This is a genomic window from Colwellia sp. BRX8-4 (assembly GCF_014077345.1).
Taxonomy (GTDB): Bacteria; Pseudomonadota; Gammaproteobacteria; order Enterobacterales; family Alteromonadaceae; genus Colwellia_A.
Genome location: NZ_JACGVS010000017.1, coordinates 81,541 through 105,862 on the forward strand (window position 1 = coordinate 81,541; position 24,322 = coordinate 105,862).

Below are 24,322 nucleotides of genomic sequence, written 5' to 3' on the forward strand. Positions count from 1 at the left end.
GTAAAGTTGTCATAATCCGTTACATTTCATAAGCAACAAATCAAAAAATAATGGTCATAATAAACTAAGATTTTCTGTTAATAACTATACCTGTGTCATCAATATTTAAAAGGAAAGAAAATGAAAAATAGTCTCAAGAAACTATGGAAAGAAAATAAGTTATTATTTATTTTTATTGGTTTAATGTTAGTTTTTCGTAGCGCTGTCGCTGACTGGAGTGACGTACCTACAGGTTCGATGAAACCAACAATTGTTGAAGGCGATAGAATTTTTATTAATAAAATGGCTTATGATATTCGCTTACCCTTCACTCATATTTCTCTTGTTACACTTTCCGAACCACAAACCAATGACATCATTATTTTTGATTCAGTGGTCTCAGATAAACGTTTAGTAAAACGTGTAATTGGTGTTCCAGGTGATACAGTTACTATGAGAAACAATAAATTAATTATAAACAACCAAGTGATTAGCTACAAAAAAGAATCAACAACAAACCTGCCATCGAACAATTACCACGACAAGATTGAGACGATCAATGGCCAGCCACATTTTATTCGAACCAGTAAGTTGGCGTCACAATTGGATAACTTCAACCAAGTTATAGTGCCTACTGGTCAGTATCTAGTTCTGGGCGACAACCGAGATAATAGTGCAGATTCACGGGTAATTGGCTTAGTGCCAAGGAAGGAAATTGTTGGCAAATCTAGTCAAGTCGCTTTTTCTCTAGATTACAATAATAACTTTTTACCACGCACTAATCGTTTTTTTCATTCACTTTAAATGTTTGTTAACTACTGGTACTTTTTGCTCAGATTTTAAATCACATTAGGTAAATTCAGACGACTTTTTTTATTTTAATCTCAAATATACTGGGATTTATTTAACGTATGTCGTTAATAACGATATACGTTATCAGCTCTCACCGCTTTTATAGCCTCATTGATATGCTGAAAAAAAACGCTACAACCACAAACTCAAATTTACAGGTAAGAAAAGCTCTTGTTGTTTTAGACTAATACTTTTAGTATCTCTAGCATTGTATTCAACTATTATTATCCCTAATAAATTTAAGGTTACTATGTATCAAACTTCTCCTAAATCACTCGTACTAACGGGTGCATTTTCTATTGCGACACTATTATCAGTATCGAGTAATGCGACAATTGTTGAATTTGAAACTTCTCAAGGGAATTTCAAAATTAACTTACACGATCAAACCACGCCTAAAACAGTAGAAAATTTTTTAAGGTACATTAATGACGGGGATTTCAACAATACTGTTGTTCATCGTTTAGTGCCTAACTTTATTATGCAAGCGGGAGGCTTTGAATTTAACGGAAACTTTCCATTAACGGCCATTGATGTTGATAGTTCTGTAAAAAATGAGCCATTGTATTCAAATGTTAGAGCAACTGTCGCGATGGCAAAAGTAGCAAACAGTCCCAATAGTGCAACCAGTCAGTGGTTTATTAATTATAAAGATAATAGCGCTATTTTAGATAGACAAAATGGTGGTTTTACGGTGTTTGGTGAAGTGATTGAAGGTATGGATAATATCGATAAAATAGCTCAGTTACCCATTTGTCAAAGTATACCAATGCCAGACTATACCGACGAGCAATGTGCTAATAGTAATTTTGTACCTGCAGATGAGAATTTTGTAACCATTCGTACTGTTACCATTTCAAATAGTTCAACCACAACGTCTGAAAGCCTATCTCCGGTAAAAAATACGCTGATTAATCAGGAGAGCAGTTCAAGTGATAGTAGCGGTGGCGGTAGCTTATCCTACTTTGCATTACTGGCATTATCTTTAGTCGGCTTACGACGTAAAATGAAAATATCTTAACCAATGTTAACTAGTCAGTGACCTTGCCGCGGAGTGCTTTTACATTGCCGCGGTGAGATTTACCCGCTAAGCGTCTTTTTTTGGAATTTTTTGATGGTTTAGTTTCTCTTCGAACCTTTTGAATAACCATTGCTGATTTAATCACTTCAACAACACGCTCAAGCGCAGATTCACGATTTTTCTCTTGTGTTCTATACTGTTGCGCCTTGAGAACTAAAATTCCCTCTTTAGTGATACGTTTATCTTTTAATGCTAATAAACGTTCTTTATAAAAATCAGGTAAAGACGATGCCTTAATATCAAAGCGTAAATGAATCGCTGATGATACTTTATTGACATTTTGTCCTCCCGCCCCTTGTGCACGAATAGCGGTTAACTCGAGTTCATTTTGATCTAACCAGACATTATTTGAAAGGGCCAACATATTTTACTTCTACTACCTTATTTATTCACACGTTAAGTATACCATTCATAATGATAATAATAAGCTAGAAACTAAAACGGGAGCAATAGCTCCCGTAAACATTTAAGTATAACTACTTTGAAATTAGTTCAAATTCATTTCTTGAACTTTCTCATGGGCAATTTCAGGCGTAACTGAAACAGGCTTACTGTGTAAATTTGCTTTTAATTGGCCTTTTCTATGTTTAAGTGCGGCATCAAGCTTTTTGGCTACACTAGCAATTGCGGGAAACATGACATCGTCTTCTGCTGATACAGCAATACGACCACCTTCATAATTTGTTGTTATTTCTGCTCCATATTTTCCATGCTCTTTTGAAAGAATAATGTCTAATGAGATCAGCGTTGGAAAATGGTTAGAAATTTTTAAGAATTTTTCATCGATATGTTCTTTTACACCATCGGTAACATCTACGTGGTGACCTGAAAGATTTATTTTCATAGGTATTCCTTTTGTTTATTGCTCTATTTAAGACTTGAGGGTAAAGTCGAAAAACGCAAGGCCTTAGTATGAAAAAAATATAAATTAATTCATAAAAGAGCTTACACAATTAACTGTAGCAAAAATTATACATTTTATTTGGATTTTGCTTCATTTTTTATATTAATATTATTATTTACCCCTAAGCTAATGAAATTATATTATTTAAAAAAGTAAAGCATAAACAATAGGAGTCTTTTCATTTAAAAAGCGGTTATAATATCCGCCAATTTTTAAGTTAATTAATCGCTGTTAAGCAGTAAAGAGACCTTACATGTTTGATGATATTCGCCCTTATCGTGATGATGAGGTTGCAACTGTGATCCGAAAACTGATTAATGACCAAGGGCTACTTTCTTCTATTGCTAGTTTTAAAATGCCTCGACTGTACAAGCTTCTACCGGTAATTTGTCGCTCAGTGGTAAAATGGACGTTAAAGTTACGCGTGAGTAAGTTTCATAACATCGAAGACATTCAACGTGAAGTAGCAAAGTACTTGCATCACCTAGTAAAAAAAAGTACCGATGGTTTTACTTTTCATGGTTTAGAGAAAATTGATACAAGTAAACCTATGCTGTTTATCAGTAATCATAGAGACATAGTACTTGATGTCGCATTAATTAATTGGGCGTTGTACAACAGCGGCATTAATACCGTTGAGGCAGCAGTTGGCGACAACTTATTGCATCAACCTTGGGTTGCTGACTTAATGCGTATTAACAAAAGCTTCATTGTTAAACGTAGTGAAGAGTCAAAACGTGCCATGCTCAATGCGTCAAAGCAATTATCAGCCTATATTCACCATACAGTTTATGAGCGCCAACAAAACATCTGGATAGCGCAGCGAGAAGGTCGTGCTAAAGACGGGATAGACAAAACCAACTCGGCTTTAATTTCAATGTTATTACTAAACAAAGACAAGCAAACGCTGCTTGCAGACTATTTAAATGAAATTAATATTGTACCTGTTTCAATTTCGTATGAATTTGATCCCTGTGATAGAGATAAAGCCATCGAACTTGCAGAACGAGAAGCAACGGGGTGTTATAAAAAGAAAGAAAACGAAGACTTAAATAGTATTACACAAGGGTTAATGGGGAAAAAAGGTCGTGTTCATGTTGAGTTCTGCCACGCGATTAAAGGCGACTATGCCGATAGTAAAGCCGTTGCAAAAGCTATTGATAAAGAGATTATCAGTAACTATAAATTATATGACAGCAACTTAACGGCTTATGCCCAGCTTCACCAGCAAGATGACATTAAGCAAAGCGTAATGAATCAGTTAAATAGCAGGATGTCTGATTTAACTGAACAGCAGCAGCATTGGTTATTAACTATGTATGCAAATCCTGTTAGAGCGAAACAAGCAGTAGATTAATGGCTAACAGTAACGTGTATTAATAAAAAACGGCGCTTTATAGCGCCGTTTTCATATAAAGATAACCTTATTTTTTTATTGATATGTGATAATTTTTTACATTATTAGCAAAAGAGTTATTATTTTCATTTTGATAATACAATAAATAATTTTCATATTTATCAGTATCTTCACTTTGTACCAAATCTGTACTGGTACCCAATACAAGGGTCTCATCATTAATAATACCTTCATAACCAGGTAAAGCTGTAGTTACGGGTAATTGACCAGTAATTCGCCCATAACTTGTCCATTTAGCTGGCATAGGTGTATTATTTTCGGGGTGGTAAGCTTGATAATTGACGGTAATTATAGCCAAAGGATAATTAGCAACATTACTGTAATCATAACTCCAGTCTGATTTGATTTCTGAGAAATAAATATCATCAACATCTGGTTTTTTCGTTGCAGCCGCTAAGGCAAAACTAGTGTTAAAAGCTGAAGAAATAACTTGGTGCTGGCTCGATATTTTTATTTGACCAAAGGCAGAATCAGTTTCAGATAAAATAACCTCAGCATTTGATTGATAAACAGTTTCTGAAACATAAAGATGGCTATTAAATAAATCAACTGAGTTATCATCTTCAAGAACTCTTGTTGCAAAATGCGCCTGCCCTAAAAATAACTGTTGTGTTGTAAAAGGCTGATGATTTTTATTTAAGCCAATTTGTTCAATAGCGGCGAAAGCTGAAAGTTGCCATACAGCTTGATTGTCGCTATTAACGGCTGTTTGACTAAAATCATCAATAAAGCCAGCAGCACCCAGAACGTTACTGTTATTTCCAGTACCAACAAGCGAGAAAGAATGTAGTGGCCAAGCGCCATCAATTGCTCGGCAAGCTTCAACATTAATAAAGTTAGTGCGTTGTGAGTCTACAGCTTCAGTGCTGGTAAATGTTGCTGAGCTGGTTACTTGGGTAATATCAGAGATAGGGGTATGTGACACTTCAACATTTCGAGTGATACATTCACAATTAGCATCAACAACTTTACTGATATGTTCTGCCTGATAAATGGCGGGCGTTGTTGCTTTTACCTGATGAAAGCTAACAAAATCTAAACCTTCCACTTTTCCTTCTTGCTGAGTTTTAGCAACAAGTGTGTAATTGATGAGTTCATTGTCTGATAAAAAACTAAAAAGTCCATCATCGTTTGGCTGTAACTTTGTAACAACACTCCAATCATTATTTTGAATAAACAACTCAACATCAACAAACGGTAGTTTTTCGCCACATTTATTGGTCAGTGTAGACGTTAATGAAAAAGCATAACTTTTTGGCGCTGTTGGGGTCGTATTATCGCTGCCACCACCTCCTCCACATGCTTGTATACCCAAAAAGATAGGCAGTAATAAAAGTGTTTTTTTATAATTGTTTAACAATGAGTTTATTGGGCGGTTTTGTAGCTGAAATAATTTTAATAGCATATCAAGAATTCTTCCTAAGTTTAGCGATCCATTACAGTAATTATAAAGTAATCACCACTAAGACTTAAAGCACTAATATCATCGAGTCTTGTATTCATTATAAAAAATGATATTTTAGCTTTATATAAAGAAAAAAGATCAGCAAATGCTGATCTTTTGATATTGAAATTAAGTGTTAAGTTTATTTTTGCTGATAGAAAGCCGACATAGCTTTATATAATGAATATAAGTCAACTTTTGAACCTACCGCATAAGGAGAGTGAATTGACAAAATGGGTACACCAAAATCAATTACTTCCATATTGTCATTAGACAAATCGCTACCAATAGTTCCGCCAGAAGCTTTACCTTTATAAGTCGATGTTTGCCATTTGATTTTATTATTATCTAAGTAATTACGCGTCCATGCCATGTACTCTGAGTTAGCATTAAAACCACCACCGTAAAGTTTCAAGTTAATACCGTTACCTAAACGTGGCGCATTGCCTAATTCCCAAACACCAGCCCAGTTAGGATTAACACCCGGGTTAACATCCGCTGAAATAACTTTGGTATTACGCAAAACTTTACGTAACTGGTAATCGTTATAATCGTCACCCATTTGGTTGTATAACAAGCCACTTAACATATCAACAAGATAAGTTGAGCTTGCCCCGGTATTATTAATATTGCCCACTTCTTCGTTATCCACTAAAAAGGCAACCGAGGTATACTCTGGAATTTTCTGTTCAAAGATGGCAGTAACAGCGGCAATAGAGCTTGCCTTATCATCTTGGCCATAAGCAGCGATCATGCTGCGATCAAAGCCAACATCGCGAGGCTTAGTTGCTGGTACTAAGGCTAATTCAGCAGACACTAAATCTTCGATTGAAATGTCATACTCTGTTTTTAAGAAATCGGTAATTAATTCTTTTATTGATTTATCTAAGTCAGGCTTAGCTGCGATAATAACATCAAGTTCTTCTTTCTTGATCACATCACGACTTTTACGATCCCTGTTTGGATGATCAACATGCGGGGCTAAATCAGGTACCATAAAAATAGGATCGTTTTCATCAAAGCCAACAGAGATATTAACAACTGTCCCGTCTTTTTTGTCAACGCGGCCAACCAGCGCTAAAGGGATATTGACCCATTGATAGGTTTTAATACCACCATGAACATAAGTCTGCAGCATAGCAAACTTCTCTTTTTCATAAAGCGGTCGTCCTTTAAGTTCTAGGCGAGGTGAATCAATATGAGCGCCAACAATACGAGTACCTTGCTCAAGGCCTTTTTTACCAATAACAATTAATGAAATAGTACGGTCACGATTGACGTCATAAAAACGAGCACCTGGCTTTAAGTTACTTTTTTCAGACAAACGCTTAAAACCTTGTTTCTCAGCACGTTTTATAGTTTCTGTAACAAAGGTCAATTCTGTTGGTGTTTGATAAATAAAAGTTTTGTAATCGGTCGCATATTTTTCAACGGCAACTAACTCACTTTCAGATAAATTTAGCCAGGTTGATGATGAAACTTTCTTTGCTTGATCTTTTTCAGCGGTATCTGCATAACTATGACCAGAAAGGGCCATAGTACTTATTATTGCGATGCTTGTTAGGGTTCTTTTTATGTTCATTATTATTTCTTTTGATTAATGGCTCCTGATTATAATAAAGAGAAGTAACGTCCCCTTACAAGGTTTATTCGTTTGAACAGATAGAAAATAAGATGAACGTCGGCATTTTAATCTCCTTATTACAATAAATGCTCATCGCGTTGATCAATATTACTCAGCACAATTAACTTTTGACATAAAGCAGCAAACAGAAACAATAAAAAGTGAACAACAAACAACACTTATTTGACATGAATAAATACTAAGAAAATACTAATACCACTCTGTTTTAATTAAAAAAGTAGATAAAAATAAGTTGATAAAAAGCAAGCTTTGTTAAAAATCAGTTGAAATTCGATCAACTCCATTATTTACGCGATGACTGAAGTAAATTTCCCCCGCTTATATGATATAAATACTGAGGTATTTACAATGAAAAGTGTTTCCACTAGGAAATCTTAAAAATAATAAAGTAGGATCTGGGTAAATGACATTAAATAAATCTCAAATAGCTAAGGCGCTGTCCATTGCTATTATTGGCTCAAGTGTTGCACTGATGGGCTGTGAAAAAGCAGACACAGCAAGCGACTCAGCAGTCGCTGAAACCGTACAACAACAAACAAGTTTATTACGCACTCAAAGTGAATCACTTGAAGCAGTTTATGCTGAGATGCGTGCTAAACAAGTCAGCAACGTTAGCTATAAGTTAAGTGTGACGATTGATAATAAAAGCGAAAGTTTTTCTGGCTCTACCGAATTACTCTTTGACTTAGTAGAGAACAATCAAAATGATTTAACCATAGATTTTGATGAAGGTACTATAAAGTCATTAAAAGTTAATGGCAAAGTAGTTAAGTTTAGCTATGAAAAATGGTTTATCACTATTCCTGCTAGCGAGTTAACTGCGGGTAAGCAAAGTATTACTATAGATTATCAGCGTCCTTACTCTACTGACGGCTCTGGTTTCCATCGTTTTGTTGACCCTAAAAATGGTGAAGTTTACTTATACACCGATTTTGAACCTTATGACGCGAACCGATTATTTCCTCACTTTGATCAACCTGATTTAAAAGCCAGCTACGAAATACAAGTGACCGCTCCCGCTCATTGGCAAATAATTAGCGCCACTCGCGAAACAACTATTAGCGAAAACGGTGATAACAAAGTATGGTCATTTCCTGCTTCAGCAAGATTCTCTTCTTATGTTTTCTCTCTTCATGCAGGTAATTACGCTGTATGGGAAGATGATTTTGAAGGGATGAAATTGCGTTTATTTGCTCGTCAAAGTTTAGCCGAATACGTTAAAACTGACGAATGGTTTATTCCAACCAAACAAAGTTTTGCCTTCTTCAATAAGTACTTCGATGTGCAATACCCTTTTGGCAAATATGACCAAATTGTCGCACCTGACTTTAATGCCGGTGCTATGGAAAACGTTGCTGCGGTTACATTCAATGAAGGCTATATTGCACGTGGAGAGAAATCAACCAGTGCTCGTATGAGTCTTGCTAATGTTATTGCTCATGAAATGGCACACATGTGGTTTGGTGATTTAGTCACCATGCGCTGGTGGAACGGCTTATGGTTAAATGAAAGTTTTGCTACTTATATGGCCAACTTAGCTATTGCAGAAGCCAGCGACTTTGAGAACAACTGGGATGTATTCTACTCTGGTACTAAACAATGGGCTTACCGCACTGATGACTCAGTGAACACTCATGCGATAGAACTACCGGTTGCTTCTACGGGTGTTGCTTTATCAAATTTTGACGGTATTACCTACGGTAAAGGCGCATCAGTATTAAAGCAGTTGCCTTATTATTTAGGTGAAGAGAATTTCCGTATTGGTGTCAGCAATTACTTGAAAAAGTTTTCTTACCAAAATACTGATTTAGAAGATTTTATCGGTGAATTAGGCAAAGCTGCAGGTAAAGATATGACCCAGTGGACACAAGACTGGTTATATAATGCAGGCTTAAACACCATCAAAGTTAATTACCAATGTAGTGACGGTAAGATTAGCGCGTTTGCAATAAACCAAACAGCACCAGAAGGTTACCCAACATTACGTGAACAACGTGTTCAAATAGGTTTATACAATGTTAGTGCTGATGGTAATGCGATGAACTTAACCTCTGCAACACCTATTATGTATAAAGGTGCGACCACTGAGATTAAGGCCGTGATAGGTCAAGCATGTCCTGATTTGGTTTATCCAAACGAAGCCGATTGGGGTTACGTAAAAGTAGATCTTGATGAAAAGTCATTGGCATCGGCACAACAACACATTAATGCGATTGATAACCCCACTATGCGCTTAATGCTATGGCAGAGTTTGTCTGACAGCGTCAACGATGCAAATTTAGCCGCTGACCAGTTGGTAACGTTTGCCATGGCTAATATTGAAGGTGAAAGCGATTATAACGTATCACGTAAAATTGCGAGTACGTTAACCTCGGCTTTAGGCTTCCTAACTGTTGCAACACGTTTAGAGCAAAAAGATTATACAGCGCTTTATATGGACGTTGAAAACTTATACTTACGTTTATTAGAAAATGCCGAAGCGGGTTCAGACTTCCAAAAACTTTGGTATGGCCGTTATGTTGGTGTAACGAAAACAACTAAGCATTTAAATCGCTTACAAAACATTTTGAACGGTGAAAAAAGTTTTGATGGTATTACCATAGATCAAGACAAGCGCTGGACATTAATTGCTAAAATGAACCGTTACCAACATGGTAATTACCAAGCATTATTGAGCACTGAAGCCAAAAAAGACATTACCGATTCAGGTGTTAAAAGTGCTATTTATGCAGAAGTTATTCGACCTGAGGCTGAAGTTAAAGAAAAATGGTTTAACATCGTTATTAATAACCCTGACAAACTAAAACTTTCTACCCTTCGTTATATTATGTGGGGTTTATTCCCTGGTGAGCAACAAGCTTTAGAAGCGCCTTATAAAGCTAAAATTCTCGCACACATTCCTAAATTAAATGAAGGAAGTGATTTAGGTTTATTAGAGTCTTTTGCCGGTAGCATGTTGCCGACACAATGTAATGCAGTCAGTGAAGCAGAATTAGCGCAACTGATTAAAGACTACAGTGGTATGAAGCCACAAGTGTTAAAGACAGTCAAAGCTAGCCATCAACAAATTGGTCGCTGTGTTAAAGCGCTTGAACTATTAAAATAATATTTCGTTAGCGTAATAAAAAGGCCTTATGTGAAAACATAAGGCCTTTTTTTATTTTATTTAATTTTATAAAAAATTAAAGCGTTAAAGCATAAGCTCTAGCTTTTTCTAGGTCTTCTGGCGTATCAACCCCTTCAACCACTAAACGAGTTTCTGCTACCGCAACATGAATTTTTTCACCTTGCCATAATACGCGCAGTTGTTCTAAAGACTCAATTTGCTCTAATTGACTGGCCGGCCATTGCACGTAATCTTTAATGAACCCAGCACGATAGGCGTAGATACCAATATGGCGTAAATAAAAATCGCCAATAGCAGCGATACTTTCCTCATTAAGAAAGCGATCTCGGTCATAAGGGATCGTCGAACGGCTAAAGTACATCGCATAACCGTGTTTATCTGTTAACACTTTAACCGCGTTAGGATTAAAAGCCTCTTCAACGTCATGGATATGCACAGCAAGTGTCGCCATTCTAGCTTGTTGCTGGTTTGTTCTTTGCTGGTCCGCTAGATTTCTGGCAACTTGAGCAATATTTTCAGCGGGAATAAAAGGCTCATCCCCCTGAACATTAACGATAACCTGATCATCGTCAAAGTTATAAATGTTCATCACTTCGGCTAAACGTTCGGTACCCGATTGATGATCGGCACGAGTTTTACAAACCTCGCCGCCAAATGCTAATACCGCTTCTTCAACCTGCTTATTATCAGTGGCCACAATCACTTGGCTAGCACCGCTTTGCTGGGCTTTTTCAACAACCCATTGGATCATCGGCTTACCATTAATATCGGCTAACACTTTTCCCGGTAAACGAGACGACTCAAACCGAGCAGGTATTACAACAATAAAAGACATTTAATTCTCCAAATATATTTAATTAGTCATTTTCAGTAATACGGCGCGCTTCACTTTCTAACAAGACCGGAATACCTTTTTCAATAGCGTAAGCAAGGCGGTCGAATCTACAGATCAATTCTTGTTGTTCTTTATTGTAATCAAGTTTGCCCTTGCATGCTGGACAAGCTAATATTTCCATTAGTTTTACATCAAATGCCATGTTTATTCTCTTATTTATCAGTTTATTTATTAGTTAACTTAGCGTGAATCTAGCCTTAATACGGCTCAGTTTATCTGCTTTTACTTTGTCAAATAGCGCATCTAAAAATGGCGTTATTTGTTTATTTTCAATATGGGCATCAACCGGTAAATACCACCAGTTATTTTTAGCAAAAGACGTACATTTTACCGCGTCTTTTTCTGTCATCAAAAGTGGAATATCGTCAGAAAAACTGACAAATTGTGCTTCATTATAATGCTGATGATCTTTGAAACCTACCGATGCTTCAAGACTAAAACCACTATCAACTAAGGTTTTAAAAAAACGGCTAGGGTCACCAATACCGGCGATAGCATTGATACACTTAGTGTGACTTTCGTTATCATTAAACTGTTGATAAAAATCAGTTAATGATAGTTCCTGCTTGGTTTTAACATTGACCACCATTTTTGCCATTAAAGTCATTGTTATTTGTGGTATACCGACTGGATAGACTTTATTATCGGTTGGCGTTGCGCCATTAAAGATAAGCGCGTCGACTGTTTTTAAACGCCATAAACCTTCACGTAATGGCCCTGCGGGTAATAACAAGCCATTTCCAAACACGCGTTTACCGTCAATAACAATAAGCTCAAAATCTCGTTCTAAGCGATAGTGTTGTAAACCATCATCAGCAATAATAACGTCGCAGCCTTGCTGCATTAACAACCTGGCACTCGCCACTCGATCGCCGCCAACCACAACAGGAATACCATGGCGTTGATAAATTAATAAAGGCTCATCGCCTGTTTCAGCTGCGCTACTGCTTGCATTGAGTAAATAGGGATAGTGCGGTGCTTGTCCGCCATAACCTCGACTAATAACGCCAACTTTCATGTTTTGTGCTAAGCATTGCTTAATTAAGTACAAAACCACCGGTGTTTTTCCGTTACCACCAATACCAATATTACCCACCACCACAACAGGGATGTCGATACCAAAAGATTTAAAAAAATACAGTTGATAGCATTTTCGTCGTAACGCGGATAGCAACCAAAAAATAACGGTTAACGGTAACAAGAACGGCACGAGCAGCCATTTTGCTGGGTGTTGAAAAAACCAAACCTTTTCAATTAAGCGCATAGCAAAATCTCAACCGTCATTTTATTCGCTAAATTGAAAGTTGTGTAATTTTGCATAAGCACCTTCTTTTGCTAATAACGTTTGATGATCGCCCTGTTCAAGAATTTTCCCTTGTTCCATAACAATAATTTTATCGGCATTTTCAATGGTAGACAAGCGATGAGCAATAACAATACAGGTACGATCTTTTTGTAAAACTTGCAAAGCATCTTGAATATGACGTTCTGACTCGGTATCTAATGCACTGGTTGCTTCATCAAGAATTAAAAAAGGTGCATCACACAATAATGCTCGAGCGATAGCAACACGTTGGCGTTGTCCACCAGAAAGTAAAGCACCATTATCACCAATATTAGTATCTATCCCGTCAACCATGTTTTCTGCAAACTCAAGCACATGAGCACTTTTAGCCGCAGCTAAAACTTCGTCACGACTGGCGTTGGGTTTACCATAGGCAATATTATTAGCGATAGAGTCATTAAATAACACCACTTGCTGAGAAACATAAGCAAACTGAGCACGTAAGTCTTTCAACTTGTATGAGGTAATGTCTTTTCCATCAATTAATACTTTACCCGCTGTTGCATCATAGAAGCGCAGTAAAATTGCACTGGCGGTTGATTTACCACTCCCCGAGCGACCAACCAAAGCTACTGTTTCTCCAGCATTCGCGGTAAAGCTTAGTTGAGTAAGCGCTAATTTTTCGTCGTTAGTATAAGAAAAATCAACTTGTTCAAAAGCAAGTGTTCCTTTGGCTTTCTCAAGTGATTGTTGGCCCGTGTCTTTTTCATTTTCTTGGTCAAGCACTGCAAAAATACTGACACAAGCCGCCATACCATTTTGAAAGTCACTGTTAACCGTAGTTAATAACTTTAAAGGTCTCAGTAGCATAGTCATACAAGTAATCACCGTTATGAAAATCCCTGGCGTTAAGCTTGCTTTCATACTTTCTAAATTGGCAACGTAAAGTACAAACGCTAACGCAAAAGAAGCGATAATTTGTATCAAGGGTACGCTGAAAGATTTTGTGGCCACCATTTTCATGCGCTGTTGGCGATTATGTTTATTTATCTGACCAAAACGTTCGAATTCACGTTCTTGTCCGCCAAAGGTTAAGACAACCTTATGAGCGTTAAAGGTCTGCTCGGCAGCAGAAGTGACTTCTCCCATCGCATTTTGAATTTTTTTACTAACTTGGCGAAAACGTTTCGAAACCACAGTAACAATAATAGCGATGATAGGAGTTATAAGGAGGAATATTGCTGATAACTGCCAACTGTTGTAAAACATAACCGCGAGAAAGCCAATCACCATAGCACCTTGTTGTACTAAGGTAAGCAACGCTTTACTGGTTGCATTAAGAACTTGCTCGGTATCAAAGGTCAGTTTAGAGATTAACGTTCCAGTAGACTCTTTATCATGAAAAGTCACCGGTAGCGCCATAATGTGTTCGAATAAATTTTGTCTTAAATCGGTAACTACATTATTACCCACCCAAGCTAAACAGTAATTACCAAAAAAATGGCAGATACCTCGGATAATAAAACAAACAATAACAAAAAGTGGGGCCCACTTCATAAAGTTAGGATTAGCATCAGTTAAACCATCATCGATTAATGGCTGTAACTGCGAGAAAAATAAAGTGTCGATACCGGCATAGCCAAGCATCCCTAATATAGCGATGACAAACCCTGCTTTGTAAGGTTTGGCATAACTCATTAAGCGTTTAAAATTTTGCCACGTTGTGGCTTGTGCGGCTACTTTGCTTTTACTTGCTAACATTCAGTCTCTCTGTGACTTCGCGATTAATTATTCATATCCAAGCCATTTTAGCGTTATTTCTTAGTTGCAACCAACTAATAATATTTACAACGTTAATTAGCAAACCAATATGGATTGATATGCAGACGATAAGATTGAATTTCAAGGGCTTGTTCGGTAATGTTTATGCGGATCATTCCATGCTCAGCAGTTGCATACGGCGTTACATTAAGCTGATGATAACGTTTAAGTACCGCTTTATTAGGCATCTTCCATCGATTCATAAAACCCGCACTAAAGATAACGGCCTCGGGTGAAACCGCTTTAATAAAACGCGTACTTGATGAGGTTTTAGAGCCATGGTGCGGCGCAACAATAACATCAGCTTTTAACTGATTAGCGATTTCAGTATTAGCGACCAGTATTTTTTCAACTTTATGAGGAATATCACCCGTTAATAGCACCTTATATTTACCATCAGAAATATGGATCACGCACGAATTATCATTTTCTTTATCTTCAAGAACCACCGGCCACAACACAGAAAAAGTGAGACCTTGCCAAGAAAAATCATCGCCTTGTTTACAACTGTACATGTTAACAAAACTATACCTGCCAACATCTTCTACCGGTTGATTATATTTGATGTGCTTAACGATAATTTTATTTAGCGCCATTTTTTTATCGATAAAAGCCAAGCCACCAGCATGGTCGTTATCTGCATGACTTAACAGTAAATAGTCAAGAGTGGTCAAACCTTGATACTGTAAATAAGGAAAAACCACACTTTCTGCCAAGTTAAATCCACTGGGGTAACTTGCCCCAGTATCGTATAAAATAGCCTGCCCATGCCTTTCAATAACAACCGCTAACCCTTGCCCAACATCAAGGACATTTACTTGCCAATCATCATTTTTTTGTTGGTCATTAAAAAACATATAACTCAATAAAAAAGTCAGTAATAGCGCAACAGCCAGTACTTTTTTGGGTAAGGCTAAAAAATAACTGATGAAGCATAAACCGCTGATTATCAAAATAATCATTAATGTCTGATGGCTAACGTCGATAAACAGCCATTGTTGGCTCGATAAGTAACTTAGCCACTGCCAAATAAACGTTAATGATATTAACGATAACTCAAGAAAAAACATAGCCAGCGTTTCACTCAAAGGCATAGCAACCACAGCCAATAAACATAACGGAATAGCGGTAAAGCTCATCCAAGGCACGGCAATAATATTAGCAAGTAATGCAGAAAGAGGCAGTTGATGATTCAATAAAGCCGCCACGGGCAACATAAATAATGTTAAGCCTAGCTGGATAATAATTAGAGAGTGGAGCCAGGCTTTTATTTTGTCAACTTGACCATCACCTGATGTTAAGAGTAACTTTCGACATCGCCAGATAACCAATAATATCAGTGATACCGCATAAACGCTTAGCCAAAAACTGACACTAAATAGACTAAAGGGTGATATTAATATAATGCAAACGATACTCAGTAATAACCAACGTATTATTGTTAATTTAACCCCCACTAGCTTAGCGCAAATAAATATTTGCATCATGATCAAGGCACGTAATGTGGGTAAAGAAAAGCCGGCCAGATAAGCATAAAATAGTGCGACTAAGCTACTAAAAGCGAAAGCCACGATACGGCTGTTCTTTTTTACCAACCATAACTTGCCTTTTTGAGTTAACAGTACGTAAAACGGACTATAGCGAAAAAACATCAACATGAATCCAAAAGCACCACTGGCAATTAAGCCTAAGTGTAAGCCAGAAATAGCCATTAAATGCTGTGTTCCTGTTGCTTGTAAAACTTGCCATTGCTCAGCCGTAATTTTGCCACGCTCGCCAAAGGTAAGAGCAAAAATAAAATGGTGCAGCTCGTTTGTTAAAGTCAATGAGTCCATTAATTCATTGAGTTGTAAGTACAATTTTTGACGATAACTAGGCTGCGCTGCTATTAATTTATTTTTTGCTGAATGTTTTACATAGCCAGTAGCATGGAGTTCCTTTTGTCTTAACCATGTTTGATAGCTAAAACCGCCAATATTTGCAAAACCATGGGCAGGTTTTACTCGCACCGTAAGTTGCCATTTCTGGCCTTGGTTAATCTTAGTAACTTTTTTTAAGTGATCCGGTTTAACAGACTTATGATCCCAACGCAGACGAATATTTATCTTTGATTGAAGTTTTTGTTGATTGACTTCTTCAACAACAAAATTAAAACGTGATACTTGTTTAACCCTTTCATCCTTGTTTGTTTTACGCGTTAATGACTTTGGAATATTAGCAACAACACCTCTTACCGTTAAGGTTGTACCGAAAAAATCATCTGTAATTAGGCTATTAACTTGCCATATATTTTGATAAACGAAGCCAGCATAGAGTAACCAAGCACAGCCAAAAAAGAGCCCACTATAACTCCGTAACCTTTTGATGAGACAAAAAATGACAGCAAAACAAAAACAAATATAAACTTGCGAAATGTCTGGTACTATCGGTAAGAATAGTGACAAAATAGCACCGATAAAAAATGTAAATAGCCACCGTTCCATAGTGATTAATTTCCGTATCTGTCTAATCGATAAATAAAGCCTAGATAATATAAGTAAGTATATGCCTAAAAAACTCTTCAAGCGTTATATGCCGGATCACAACACCATAAAAAATAATAAACATTTAAAAATTTTTGGTGCGTCATTGCATAACCCCAACTTATGGCATTTAAACCGTAATTCTGTCGCAAAAGCTTTTGCCGTAGGTTTATTTTTTGCCTTTATCCCGGTACCTTTTCAAATGGTTTTAGCTGCTGGTGTTGCTATTATAGTACATTCGAATTTGCCACTTTCTGTTGCACTCGTTTGGATAACTAATCCGCTCACAATACCCGCAATTTTTTATGGCTGTTATATGGTTGGCATCTGGCTACTAGGCCGATCTGAAAAAGAATTTGTATTTGAAGCGAATTGGCAATGGCTGGTTGATAGTTTATCAACTATTGGACCAGCATTTTTACTTGGCTGTGGCGTGCTAGCGGTACTTTTCTCGCTAATAGGTTATTTTGCCATACATGGTCTATGGCGATATTCTGTTATCAAACAATGGAATAAACGTAAAAGTAGAAAGTAAAAATCTGCTCTAGTCTCGCGTTGGTGATAAAAATTATCGGTTAATAATATAAAAGTGAAACCCGCTACATTTGTCCTAACACCTGCGCTGGCTCAACTTTAGTTGCTTGCCATGCGGGGTAAATAGTCGCCAGTAGACTCATCAGTAAAGCAGTACAAACAGTAATTACAACGTCAGCTTGGCTTAAGTGAGTGGGAAGAAAGTCGATAAAATAGATATCACCTGATAACACTTTTACGTTAAGAAGTGTTTCTACTGCAATAACAATATCAGTTAAATTTAATGAGATAACAATACCTAACACTGTCCCCACTAGACAACCCACGACTCCATTAACCAGTCCTTGAAACATAAAGGTCATCATTATAACGCTCGCCGGTGCTCCCATAGTTTTTAAAATAGCGATATCACCTTTTTTCTCATTGACTGCCATAATAAGCGTTGAAACAATATTAAAACTTGCTACCGCTATGACTAATATTAAGACAATAAACATCACTAATCGTACAAGTTGTATATCATTAAAAATATGGCCGTGACTTCGTGTCCAATCATAAATGGCAACATAAGTATCATCAAAGCTATAAGCAACATCACGTGTTACCTGGGGCGCTTGAAAAACATCAGCTACTTTTATGCGAATTCCCTGAACTTGCCCCTTCGCGAGATTAACCATTTTTTCGGCATGCTCAAGTGAAAGATATACAGAGTTTTCGTCAATCGTACCGCCAAATTTAAAAATGCCAACAACTTTTACTTGGTGCTTAACCGGCACAGGAAATTTAGCACTCGCTTGCTGGTTATTTTTTTGGGCAATAACACTCGATAGTAACAATTGTAGTGAGTCGCCTAATTCAAGTTGTAATTTTTTTGCAACTCCCGAACCGATAACAACACCAACCGTAGGGTTTTCGGTATTTTCATTATCAACGATCGCTTGCCAGCTGCCGGCAATCATATAATCGGCAATGGTAGAAACTTGCTGTTCTAACTTTACATCGACACCACGCACAGCAACGGCTTTGAGTTCACTGCCATGTTGCATCATACCGGTAAGTTTTATCACAGGTGCAGCGGCTATCACTTGTGGATGTTGTTGTGCTTTCGCCACGTGTTTTTGCCAGTTATCTATCGGCGTATTAATAGCAATTAGCTCACCGTGAGGAATAACCGACAGCAAATGTTGCGCTAATGCTCGCTCGAACCCGTTCATTGCTGAGAGCACAATAATCAATACCATTACACCAAGCGCAATACCGATAGTGGAAGATGCTGAAATAAACGAAGAGAAGCCATTACCGTTTCGGCTACGCACATAACGTAAACCTAAAAATAAACTTAATGATTTGGTCATTTAAAAGCCTTAACTTTCAAGGGGCGCTAACCGGCCGTGCGATAAACGTAGTTGACGATCCATTCTGGCAGCAAGTATTAAGTCATGGGTAACAATAACAAAACTGGTGTTTACCGTTTTATTAAGGTCACGTAATAACTGATATATTTGCTCTGCGGTATCAAAGTCTAAATTACCTGTTGGTTCATCAGCTAATATTAATGAAGGTTTAGTCACTAATGCCCGAGCAATAGCCACACGTTGACGCTCACCACCAGAAAGCGCGGAGGGCCGGTGCTCAAAGCGGTGACTTAACCCAACCTGTGTGAGCATTTCTTGTGCGGCAGCTAGGGCCGATTTAGGTGAATCCCCGCGAATCAGTAAAGGCATTGCCACGTTTTCTTGTGCTGAAAACTCCATCATTAAATGATGGAATTGATAAATAAAACCAATATGTTTATTGCGAAATTTAGCACGTTGCTTGTCAGATAACTGGTGGATATCAACACCGCTAATAAAGACCTGCCCTGAAGACGGAGAATCTAGTGCTCCAGCTATATGTAAAAAAGTACTTTTACCACAACCAGAGCTGCCCACTATAGCAACAAGTTCACCCGCATCTACTGACAAATCAAGCCCGTCTAAGACTTTGGTTTCAATGCTACCTTGATAATATGACTTTGATAATTGCTGACAAAGTAAACCTTTACTCATTTCGTAAAACCTCGGCAGGCTCTGTTAAAGAAGCCTGATAAGCGGGATATAATGTAGCAATAAAACTCATCGCTAACGCTGATAAAACAATACTAAACACATTGTTCACTGATAGTTCGACGGGCAAAGACTGCCCTGCTCCCAATAAATTAACACCGAGAAGGGTAAATATAGTATTTAAATTTAAGGTTAGTATAGCGCCAACCACAGTACCGATAGTGACGCCCCAAAAACCATTAACTAAACCTTGAGTAATAAATATTTTTACCACGCCAAGACGATCTAGCCCAAGTGTTTGTAAAATACTAATTTCACCCTTTTTTTCGATAACAACCATCACTAAAGCGGAAACAATATTAAACGCGGCAACGGCAATAATTAAGCTCAACATCAACCACATCATATTTTTCTCCATGCGCACAGCAGAAAATAAAGCGCCTTGAGTATCGCGCCATGTCGTAAAATCATACTGTGGATATTGTTGTTTTAAACGTTTGACCACTTGCTCAGCAGCAAAAGCATCATCAAGATACAAACGAAGTTTTTCAACGCCATCACCTCTTTGTCGATGAAGTTTTGCGCCATCTTTACTGTGAATATAGACCAGTCCTTCATCAACTTGTGAGCCAACACTAAAAATACCAGCGATGGTAAAAGTGCGTTGCACCGGAATTCTCCCCATTGGGGTAAAGACGGTTTTATTAGGCAGTGTTAAACGTATTTTATCACCCAAATCGACATCAAGTTGCCTTGCTAGCGACTGTCCGATAACAATGGCAAAGCTCTGTGTCGATAGATTATCTAAATGTCCTGATACCATAGAGTTGTTAACAATATTGTGCTGCTCGAATTCAGGCATGATTCCTTGAATGAGTACACCGCGTAATGCGCCAGAATTAGCTTGTATGAGTGCTTCACTTTCCAACAAAGGAGTAACTTCTTTAACTTTAGGCGTAAGTAATAATTGTTCACGTAGGATTTGCCATGTAGGTAAAGCATTGTTTTTGTTTTGCTGAGGTTGATTGGCGACGACAATATGGGGAACTAGACCCAATATTCTCCGTTTTTGTTCACCTTCTAAACCGTCCATAACGGAAACAACTGTGATCAATGATGCGACACCCAGGACGATACCGACAATGGAGAAAAAAGTGATAAAGGATACAAATCCAGAACTTTTACGGCTACGACTATAGCGTAGCCCAATGAAAAAACTGACGGGTTGAAACATTAATTAAACTTCATCTTATGTTATTCAGTAAGAGAACGATTACTCTATAAGTAGCCACAGCATAGCACAGTCAATGTTTTATTTGGCAGCAAAAAAGCCAATAATTAATATTGATAAAAATCAAAGTGAAAAATATTACGATTACTTTCAATTAGTTAAATAAAAAAATAAAAAAATCATCAGGCTTAATGTACAAAATAAAATACGGCACTGCTGATACATTATGTAAAAATTCATGTCCAAATCTAGTAAAAAGCCCTGTAACCCTTTAGTATCAATGCGTTTACCATTTTATAACCATATTCTTTACTTAATAATAATGAGATTACCATGAAAAAAATAATAACAGGTGCAGTCTGTTCTTCGTTATTGTTGCTTGCCGCTTGCAACGACAATCCAGAAAGCACTGAGACAACTAAGCAAGAAATGCCTATCATGCAAAAAACTGCATTAGCTTCAGGTATCGACAAAGCAACAATGGACTTATCCGTTCGTCCGCAAGACAACTTTTATCGTTATGTAAACGGTGCTTGGTTGAACGCTAATGAAATCCCTGGAGATAAAACGTCAATTGGTGCCTTTTATGACTTACGTGACGAAGCTGATGACAATGTAAAAGTAATCATTGAAGAATTAGCAGCAACAGAAAATTTAAAAATGGGCAGCGACGAACAAAAAGTAGCTGACTTATTCCGTTCATATATGAACATGGATGCACGTAATACTGCAGGTACGGCTCCTATCCAACCATTATTTGATAGCATCAATGGTTTAAAAGACAAGAATGAACTTGCGACATTTTTTGGTAAAAATCAAAAAAATGGTGTCGGTAGCCCATTAGCGTTTTATATCAGCGTTGACGGTAAAGACTCAACTCGCTATGCCACTCATATTTGGCAAACAGGTTTAGGCTTACCCGACAGAGATTACTACTTTGATGAAACCGAACGTTTTGCCGCATTACGTAAAGGTTATGTTGCTCATATTGAAAATATGTTCAACTTAGCTGGTTTGAAAAACGGTAAAGCTGCTGCGCAAACGGTCATGGCAATTGAAACTAAATTAGCAGGTTTTCATTGGACAAAAGTTGAAACTCGTGACAGCAGTAAAACTTACAATAAATTCGATGTCGCTGACTTAAACACAGTTACTGATGCATTTAACTGGAATGCTTACCTTGCTGCTCAAGGCGTATCAGCCCAAAAAGACATCATTATTAACCAACCTTCATTTGTTAAAGGTTTTGGCGAAATATTTGCAGCAACCTCATTAGCTGATTGGCAAACTTACTTAACTTTCCATACCTTAAGTAACTTTTCTGGTTCTTTAACCGCTGATTTAGATAATGAAAATTTTGACTTTTATTCTCAGCAGTTAAGAGGACAAAAAGAACAACGTCCAATGTGGAAGCGTGGTGTTGGCGTAGTTAACAGCAATTTAGGTGAGGTTATTGGTAAAGTTTATGTGAGCCGTCACTTTAAGCCTGAAGCTAAAACCCGTATGACACAACTTGTTGAAAACTTACGCGGAGCATATGGTGCAAGTATTGATGAACTAGAGTGGATGTCTGATTCAACTAAAAAAGCTGCCCATGTAAAACTAGCAAGCTTTGATCCTAAAATTGGTTACCCAAATAAGTGGGAAGATTACTCCGCACTTGTTATTAAAGGTGATGACTTAGTTGGCAATAAAATGCGTTCTGGTAGTGTTTCTCATCAAAAAGAAGTCGCTAAGTTAGGTGGTCCAATTGATAAGCAAGAATGGGGCATGACGCCGCAAACTGTTAATGCTTATTACAATCCAACTAAGAATGAAATTGTTTTCCCTGCAGCCATATTACAGCCACCATTTTTCAACTTAGCTGCTGACGATGCGGTTAACTATGGCGGTATTGGCGCGGTTATCGGTCATGAAATGGGTCACGGATTTGACGACCAAGGGAGTAAGTATGATGGCGACGGTAACATGCGTAACTGGTGGACTGAAGCAGATTTAGCGGCCTTTAAAGTTCGCACCGATGACTTGGTAAAACAATACGATGGCTATTCAGTATTTGAAGACTTAAATGTAAACGGTTCTTTAACACTGGGCGAGAATATTGGTGATTTATCAGGGGTAACTATCGCGTATAAAGCTTATATTGCTTCATTAAATGGTAAAGAAGCACCGGTAATTGACGGACTAACTGGCGATCAACGTTTCTTCATGGGCTTTGCTCAAGTATGGCGTGGAAAAAAGGTTGAGAAATCATTACGTAATCAAGTAGCAACTGACCCTCATTCACCTGGTGAGTTCCGTGCATTAGGCTCTTTATCTAACATGCCTGAATTCTACAAAGCGTTTAACGTTAAAGAAGGTGATGCTATGTATATCGCCCCTGAGAAACGTGTAAAAATTTGGTAAGCCAATGGCTTAGTTAAATAACGTTATTATTAGAAAACACTAAAATGCCAACAACTATTGTTGGCATTTTTATTACTGAAAATTCCTTGCCTTAGATTCTATTTATCAAAAACATAAAATCAATGATGTTTAATGCCGCTAGATATTGTAAATAATTAAAAATCTCGTAAACTAACGCAACGTAAACGTGTTTAGGGAATAAGGTGAGAAACCTTGACTGTTCCCGCAACTGTAAATTGTAGTGACTTAAGAGTTGCCAATGAGTCAGCATACCTATCCACAATAAAATCACCACCATTAACATCAATAAAATCGTGCGGGAATACACGGTAAATTGCTATTTTTTAAGGGACCCCCTTAACGTTAGCCTTGCCTTTTCTCCTCTTTAAAAAAACTATAATTACCCATAGGAATACTCATGGTTGACGAAACACAAAAAAGTGAAAAACACCAAGCACGCATGCAAAAAGTAAAAGATAAAGTTGATGCAAGAGTTGATGCTGCCACTGATGAACGCGGTATATTAATTGTAATTACAGGTAACGGTAAGGGTAAGTCAACATCAGGATTTGGCACGCTAACTCGCGCAGTAGGACACGGTCTAAACGCAGCAGCCATTCAGTTTATAAAAGGCACTTGGGCTTGTGGCGAAAGAAATGTCCTAGAAAAGCTCGGCGTACCTTTTCACGTGATGGCAACAGGGTTTACTTGGAATACACAAGATAAGTCAACCGATATTGCGGCTGCTCAACTTGTTTGGAAAGAAGCAAAGAAACTATTAGCTGACGAAACCATTGATGTTGTGCTACTTGATGAACTGACTTACATGCTGTCGTTTAAATACCTTGATCTTGATGAAGTACTAGACGCCATCGCTAATCGCCCGCCGATGCAACATGTAATAGCCACAGGCCGTGGCGCACATCGTTCACTCTTAGAATTAGCTGATACGGTTAGTGAAGTGCAATCGATTAAACATGCTTTTGATAATAATATAAAAGCACAAAAAGGTATTGATTGGTAATAACTCAGCCATGTTGATACCAACTACGTCATGTTGATAACAACTACGTCATGTTGATAACAACTACGTCATGTTGATAACAACTACGTCATGTTGATACCAACTCCTTC

Annotated in this window: 19 protein-coding genes and 1 riboswitch; of the genes, 7 read left to right on the forward strand and 12 right to left on the reverse strand. The window is 37.6% G+C overall.

Features of this window, described 5'->3' with window-relative positions:
- Positions 1 to 120 precede the first annotated feature (120 nt).
- Together lepB and H4J56_RS14465 are read left to right on the forward strand one after the other, a co-directional pair.
- Positions 121 to 783, forward strand: coding sequence for a signal peptidase I (gene lepB / locus H4J56_RS14460; RefSeq protein WP_182215073.1), 663 nt, complete (start codon positions 121 to 123; stop codon positions 781 to 783).
- A gap of 298 nt (positions 784 to 1,081) precedes the next feature.
- The gene (locus tag H4J56_RS14465) at positions 1,082 to 1,852 is read left to right on the forward strand and encodes a peptidylprolyl isomerase (RefSeq protein WP_182230441.1); all 771 of its coding nucleotides are present in this window, start codon (positions 1,082 to 1,084) and stop codon (positions 1,850 to 1,852) included.
- A gap of 10 nt (positions 1,853 to 1,862) precedes the next feature.
- On the opposite strand, the gene arfB is transcribed toward H4J56_RS14465, so the two are convergent.
- Both arfB and hpf read right to left on the reverse strand, forming a co-directional pair.
- Positions 1,863 to 2,276: an alternative ribosome rescue aminoacyl-tRNA hydrolase ArfB gene (gene arfB, locus H4J56_RS14470; RefSeq protein ID WP_070376061.1), complete on the reverse strand. Its 414-nt coding sequence runs from the start codon at positions 2,274 to 2,276 to the stop codon at positions 1,863 to 1,865.
- A gap of 123 nt (positions 2,277 to 2,399) precedes the next feature.
- Positions 2,400 to 2,756, reverse strand: coding sequence for a ribosome hibernation-promoting factor, HPF/YfiA family (hpf, locus tag H4J56_RS14475; RefSeq protein WP_070376060.1), 357 nt, complete (start codon positions 2,754 to 2,756; stop codon positions 2,400 to 2,402).
- A gap of 313 nt (positions 2,757 to 3,069) precedes the next feature.
- On the opposite strand from hpf, the gene H4J56_RS14480 reads away from it, so the two are divergent.
- Entirely contained in the window at positions 3,070 to 4,173 is a 1,104-nt protein-coding gene (locus H4J56_RS14480) for a 1-acyl-sn-glycerol-3-phosphate acyltransferase (protein WP_182230440.1), read from the forward strand.
- Positions 4,174 to 4,240: 67 nt separating this feature from the next.
- Here H4J56_RS14480 and H4J56_RS14485 read toward each other — a convergent pair whose 3' ends face one another.
- Both H4J56_RS14485 and H4J56_RS14490 read right to left on the reverse strand, forming a co-directional pair.
- Complete coding sequence (locus tag H4J56_RS14485; protein ID WP_182222057.1) at positions 4,241 to 5,638, reverse strand: hypothetical protein; 1,398 nt, start codon at positions 5,636 to 5,638, stop codon at positions 4,241 to 4,243.
- Between the two features lie 181 nt (positions 5,639 to 5,819).
- Positions 5,820 to 7,259, reverse strand: a complete 1,440-nt coding sequence (locus tag H4J56_RS14490) for a hypothetical protein (protein ID WP_220465288.1) — start codon at positions 7,257 to 7,259, stop codon at positions 5,820 to 5,822.
- 466 nt (positions 7,260 to 7,725) lie between these two features.
- On the opposite strand from H4J56_RS14490, the gene pepN reads away from it, so the two are divergent.
- Positions 7,726 to 10,428, forward strand: a complete 2,703-nt coding sequence (pepN, locus tag H4J56_RS14495; protein ID WP_182230439.1) for an aminopeptidase N — start codon at positions 7,726 to 7,728, stop codon at positions 10,426 to 10,428.
- 76 nt (positions 10,429 to 10,504) lie between these two features.
- Here the strand turns inward: pepN and kdsB are convergent, their stop codons facing one another.
- The 5 genes from kdsB to H4J56_RS14520 form a co-directional block, all read right to left on the reverse strand.
- Positions 10,505 to 11,284 carry a 3-deoxy-manno-octulosonate cytidylyltransferase gene (kdsB, locus tag H4J56_RS14500; protein WP_182230438.1) on the reverse strand — a complete coding sequence of 260 codons (780 nt, stop codon included), beginning with the start codon at positions 11,282 to 11,284 and terminating at the stop codon, positions 10,505 to 10,507.
- A 22-nt stretch (positions 11,285 to 11,306) separates the two neighbouring features.
- On the reverse strand, positions 11,307 to 11,486 hold the full coding sequence (locus H4J56_RS14505) for a Trm112 family protein (protein ID WP_070376055.1): 180 nt from the start codon (positions 11,484 to 11,486) through the stop codon (positions 11,307 to 11,309).
- A 33-nt stretch (positions 11,487 to 11,519) separates the two neighbouring features.
- Positions 11,520 to 12,608 (reverse strand): tetraacyldisaccharide 4'-kinase, encoded by a 1,089-nt coding sequence (lpxK, locus tag H4J56_RS14510; protein ID WP_182259520.1) that lies wholly within the window; start codon positions 12,606 to 12,608, stop codon positions 11,520 to 11,522.
- A gap of 21 nt (positions 12,609 to 12,629) precedes the next feature.
- Positions 12,630 to 14,390 (reverse strand): lipid A export permease/ATP-binding protein MsbA, encoded by a 1,761-nt coding sequence (msbA, locus tag H4J56_RS14515; RefSeq protein WP_182230436.1) that lies wholly within the window; start codon positions 14,388 to 14,390, stop codon positions 12,630 to 12,632.
- A 92-nt stretch (positions 14,391 to 14,482) separates the two neighbouring features.
- Positions 14,483 to 16,933 carry a DNA internalization-related competence protein ComEC/Rec2 gene (locus H4J56_RS14520; protein WP_182259521.1) on the reverse strand — a complete coding sequence of 817 codons (2,451 nt, stop codon included), beginning with the start codon at positions 16,931 to 16,933 and terminating at the stop codon, positions 14,483 to 14,485.
- 61 nt (positions 16,934 to 16,994) lie between these two features.
- Here H4J56_RS14520 and H4J56_RS14525 point away from each other — a divergent pair, with 61 nt between their 5' ends.
- Positions 16,995 to 17,507: a DUF2062 domain-containing protein gene (locus H4J56_RS14525; protein ID WP_182222052.1), complete on the forward strand. Its 513-nt coding sequence runs from the start codon at positions 16,995 to 16,997 to the stop codon at positions 17,505 to 17,507.
- A gap of 64 nt (positions 17,508 to 17,571) precedes the next feature.
- Here the strand turns inward: H4J56_RS14525 and lolE are convergent, their stop codons facing one another.
- Genes lolE through H4J56_RS14540 form a run of 3 tightly spaced genes read right to left on the reverse strand, consistent with a single transcriptional unit; the run spans position 17,572 to position 20,785 of the window.
- A complete protein-coding gene (gene lolE / locus H4J56_RS14530; protein WP_182259522.1) occupies positions 17,572 to 18,861 on the reverse strand; it encodes a lipoprotein-releasing ABC transporter permease subunit LolE in 1,290 nt (429 codons plus the stop codon).
- A 9-nt stretch (positions 18,862 to 18,870) separates the two neighbouring features.
- Positions 18,871 to 19,554, reverse strand: a complete 684-nt coding sequence (gene lolD / locus H4J56_RS14535; RefSeq protein ID WP_182215095.1) for a lipoprotein-releasing ABC transporter ATP-binding protein LolD — start codon at positions 19,552 to 19,554, stop codon at positions 18,871 to 18,873.
- Positions 19,547 to 20,785 carry a lipoprotein-releasing ABC transporter permease subunit gene (locus tag H4J56_RS14540; RefSeq protein ID WP_182222050.1) on the reverse strand — a complete coding sequence of 413 codons (1,239 nt, stop codon included), beginning with the start codon at positions 20,783 to 20,785 and terminating at the stop codon, positions 19,547 to 19,549. Before H4J56_RS14540 ends, lolD begins: the two co-directional genes overlap by 8 nt.
- Positions 20,786 to 21,115: 330 nt before the next feature.
- Here H4J56_RS14540 and H4J56_RS14545 point away from each other — a divergent pair, with 330 nt between their 5' ends.
- Positions 21,116 to 23,188: a M13 family metallopeptidase gene (locus H4J56_RS14545; RefSeq protein WP_182259523.1), complete on the forward strand. Its 2,073-nt coding sequence runs from the start codon at positions 21,116 to 21,118 to the stop codon at positions 23,186 to 23,188.
- A 151-nt stretch (positions 23,189 to 23,339) separates the two neighbouring features.
- Positions 23,340 to 23,484: riboswitch (cobalamin riboswitch) on the forward strand.
- 122 nt (positions 23,485 to 23,606) lie between these two features.
- Positions 23,607 to 24,212 carry a cob(I)yrinic acid a,c-diamide adenosyltransferase gene (gene cobO, locus H4J56_RS14550; protein ID WP_182215101.1) on the forward strand — a complete coding sequence of 202 codons (606 nt, stop codon included), beginning with the start codon at positions 23,607 to 23,609 and terminating at the stop codon, positions 24,210 to 24,212.
- The last annotated feature ends 110 nt before the right edge of the window (positions 24,213 to 24,322 follow it).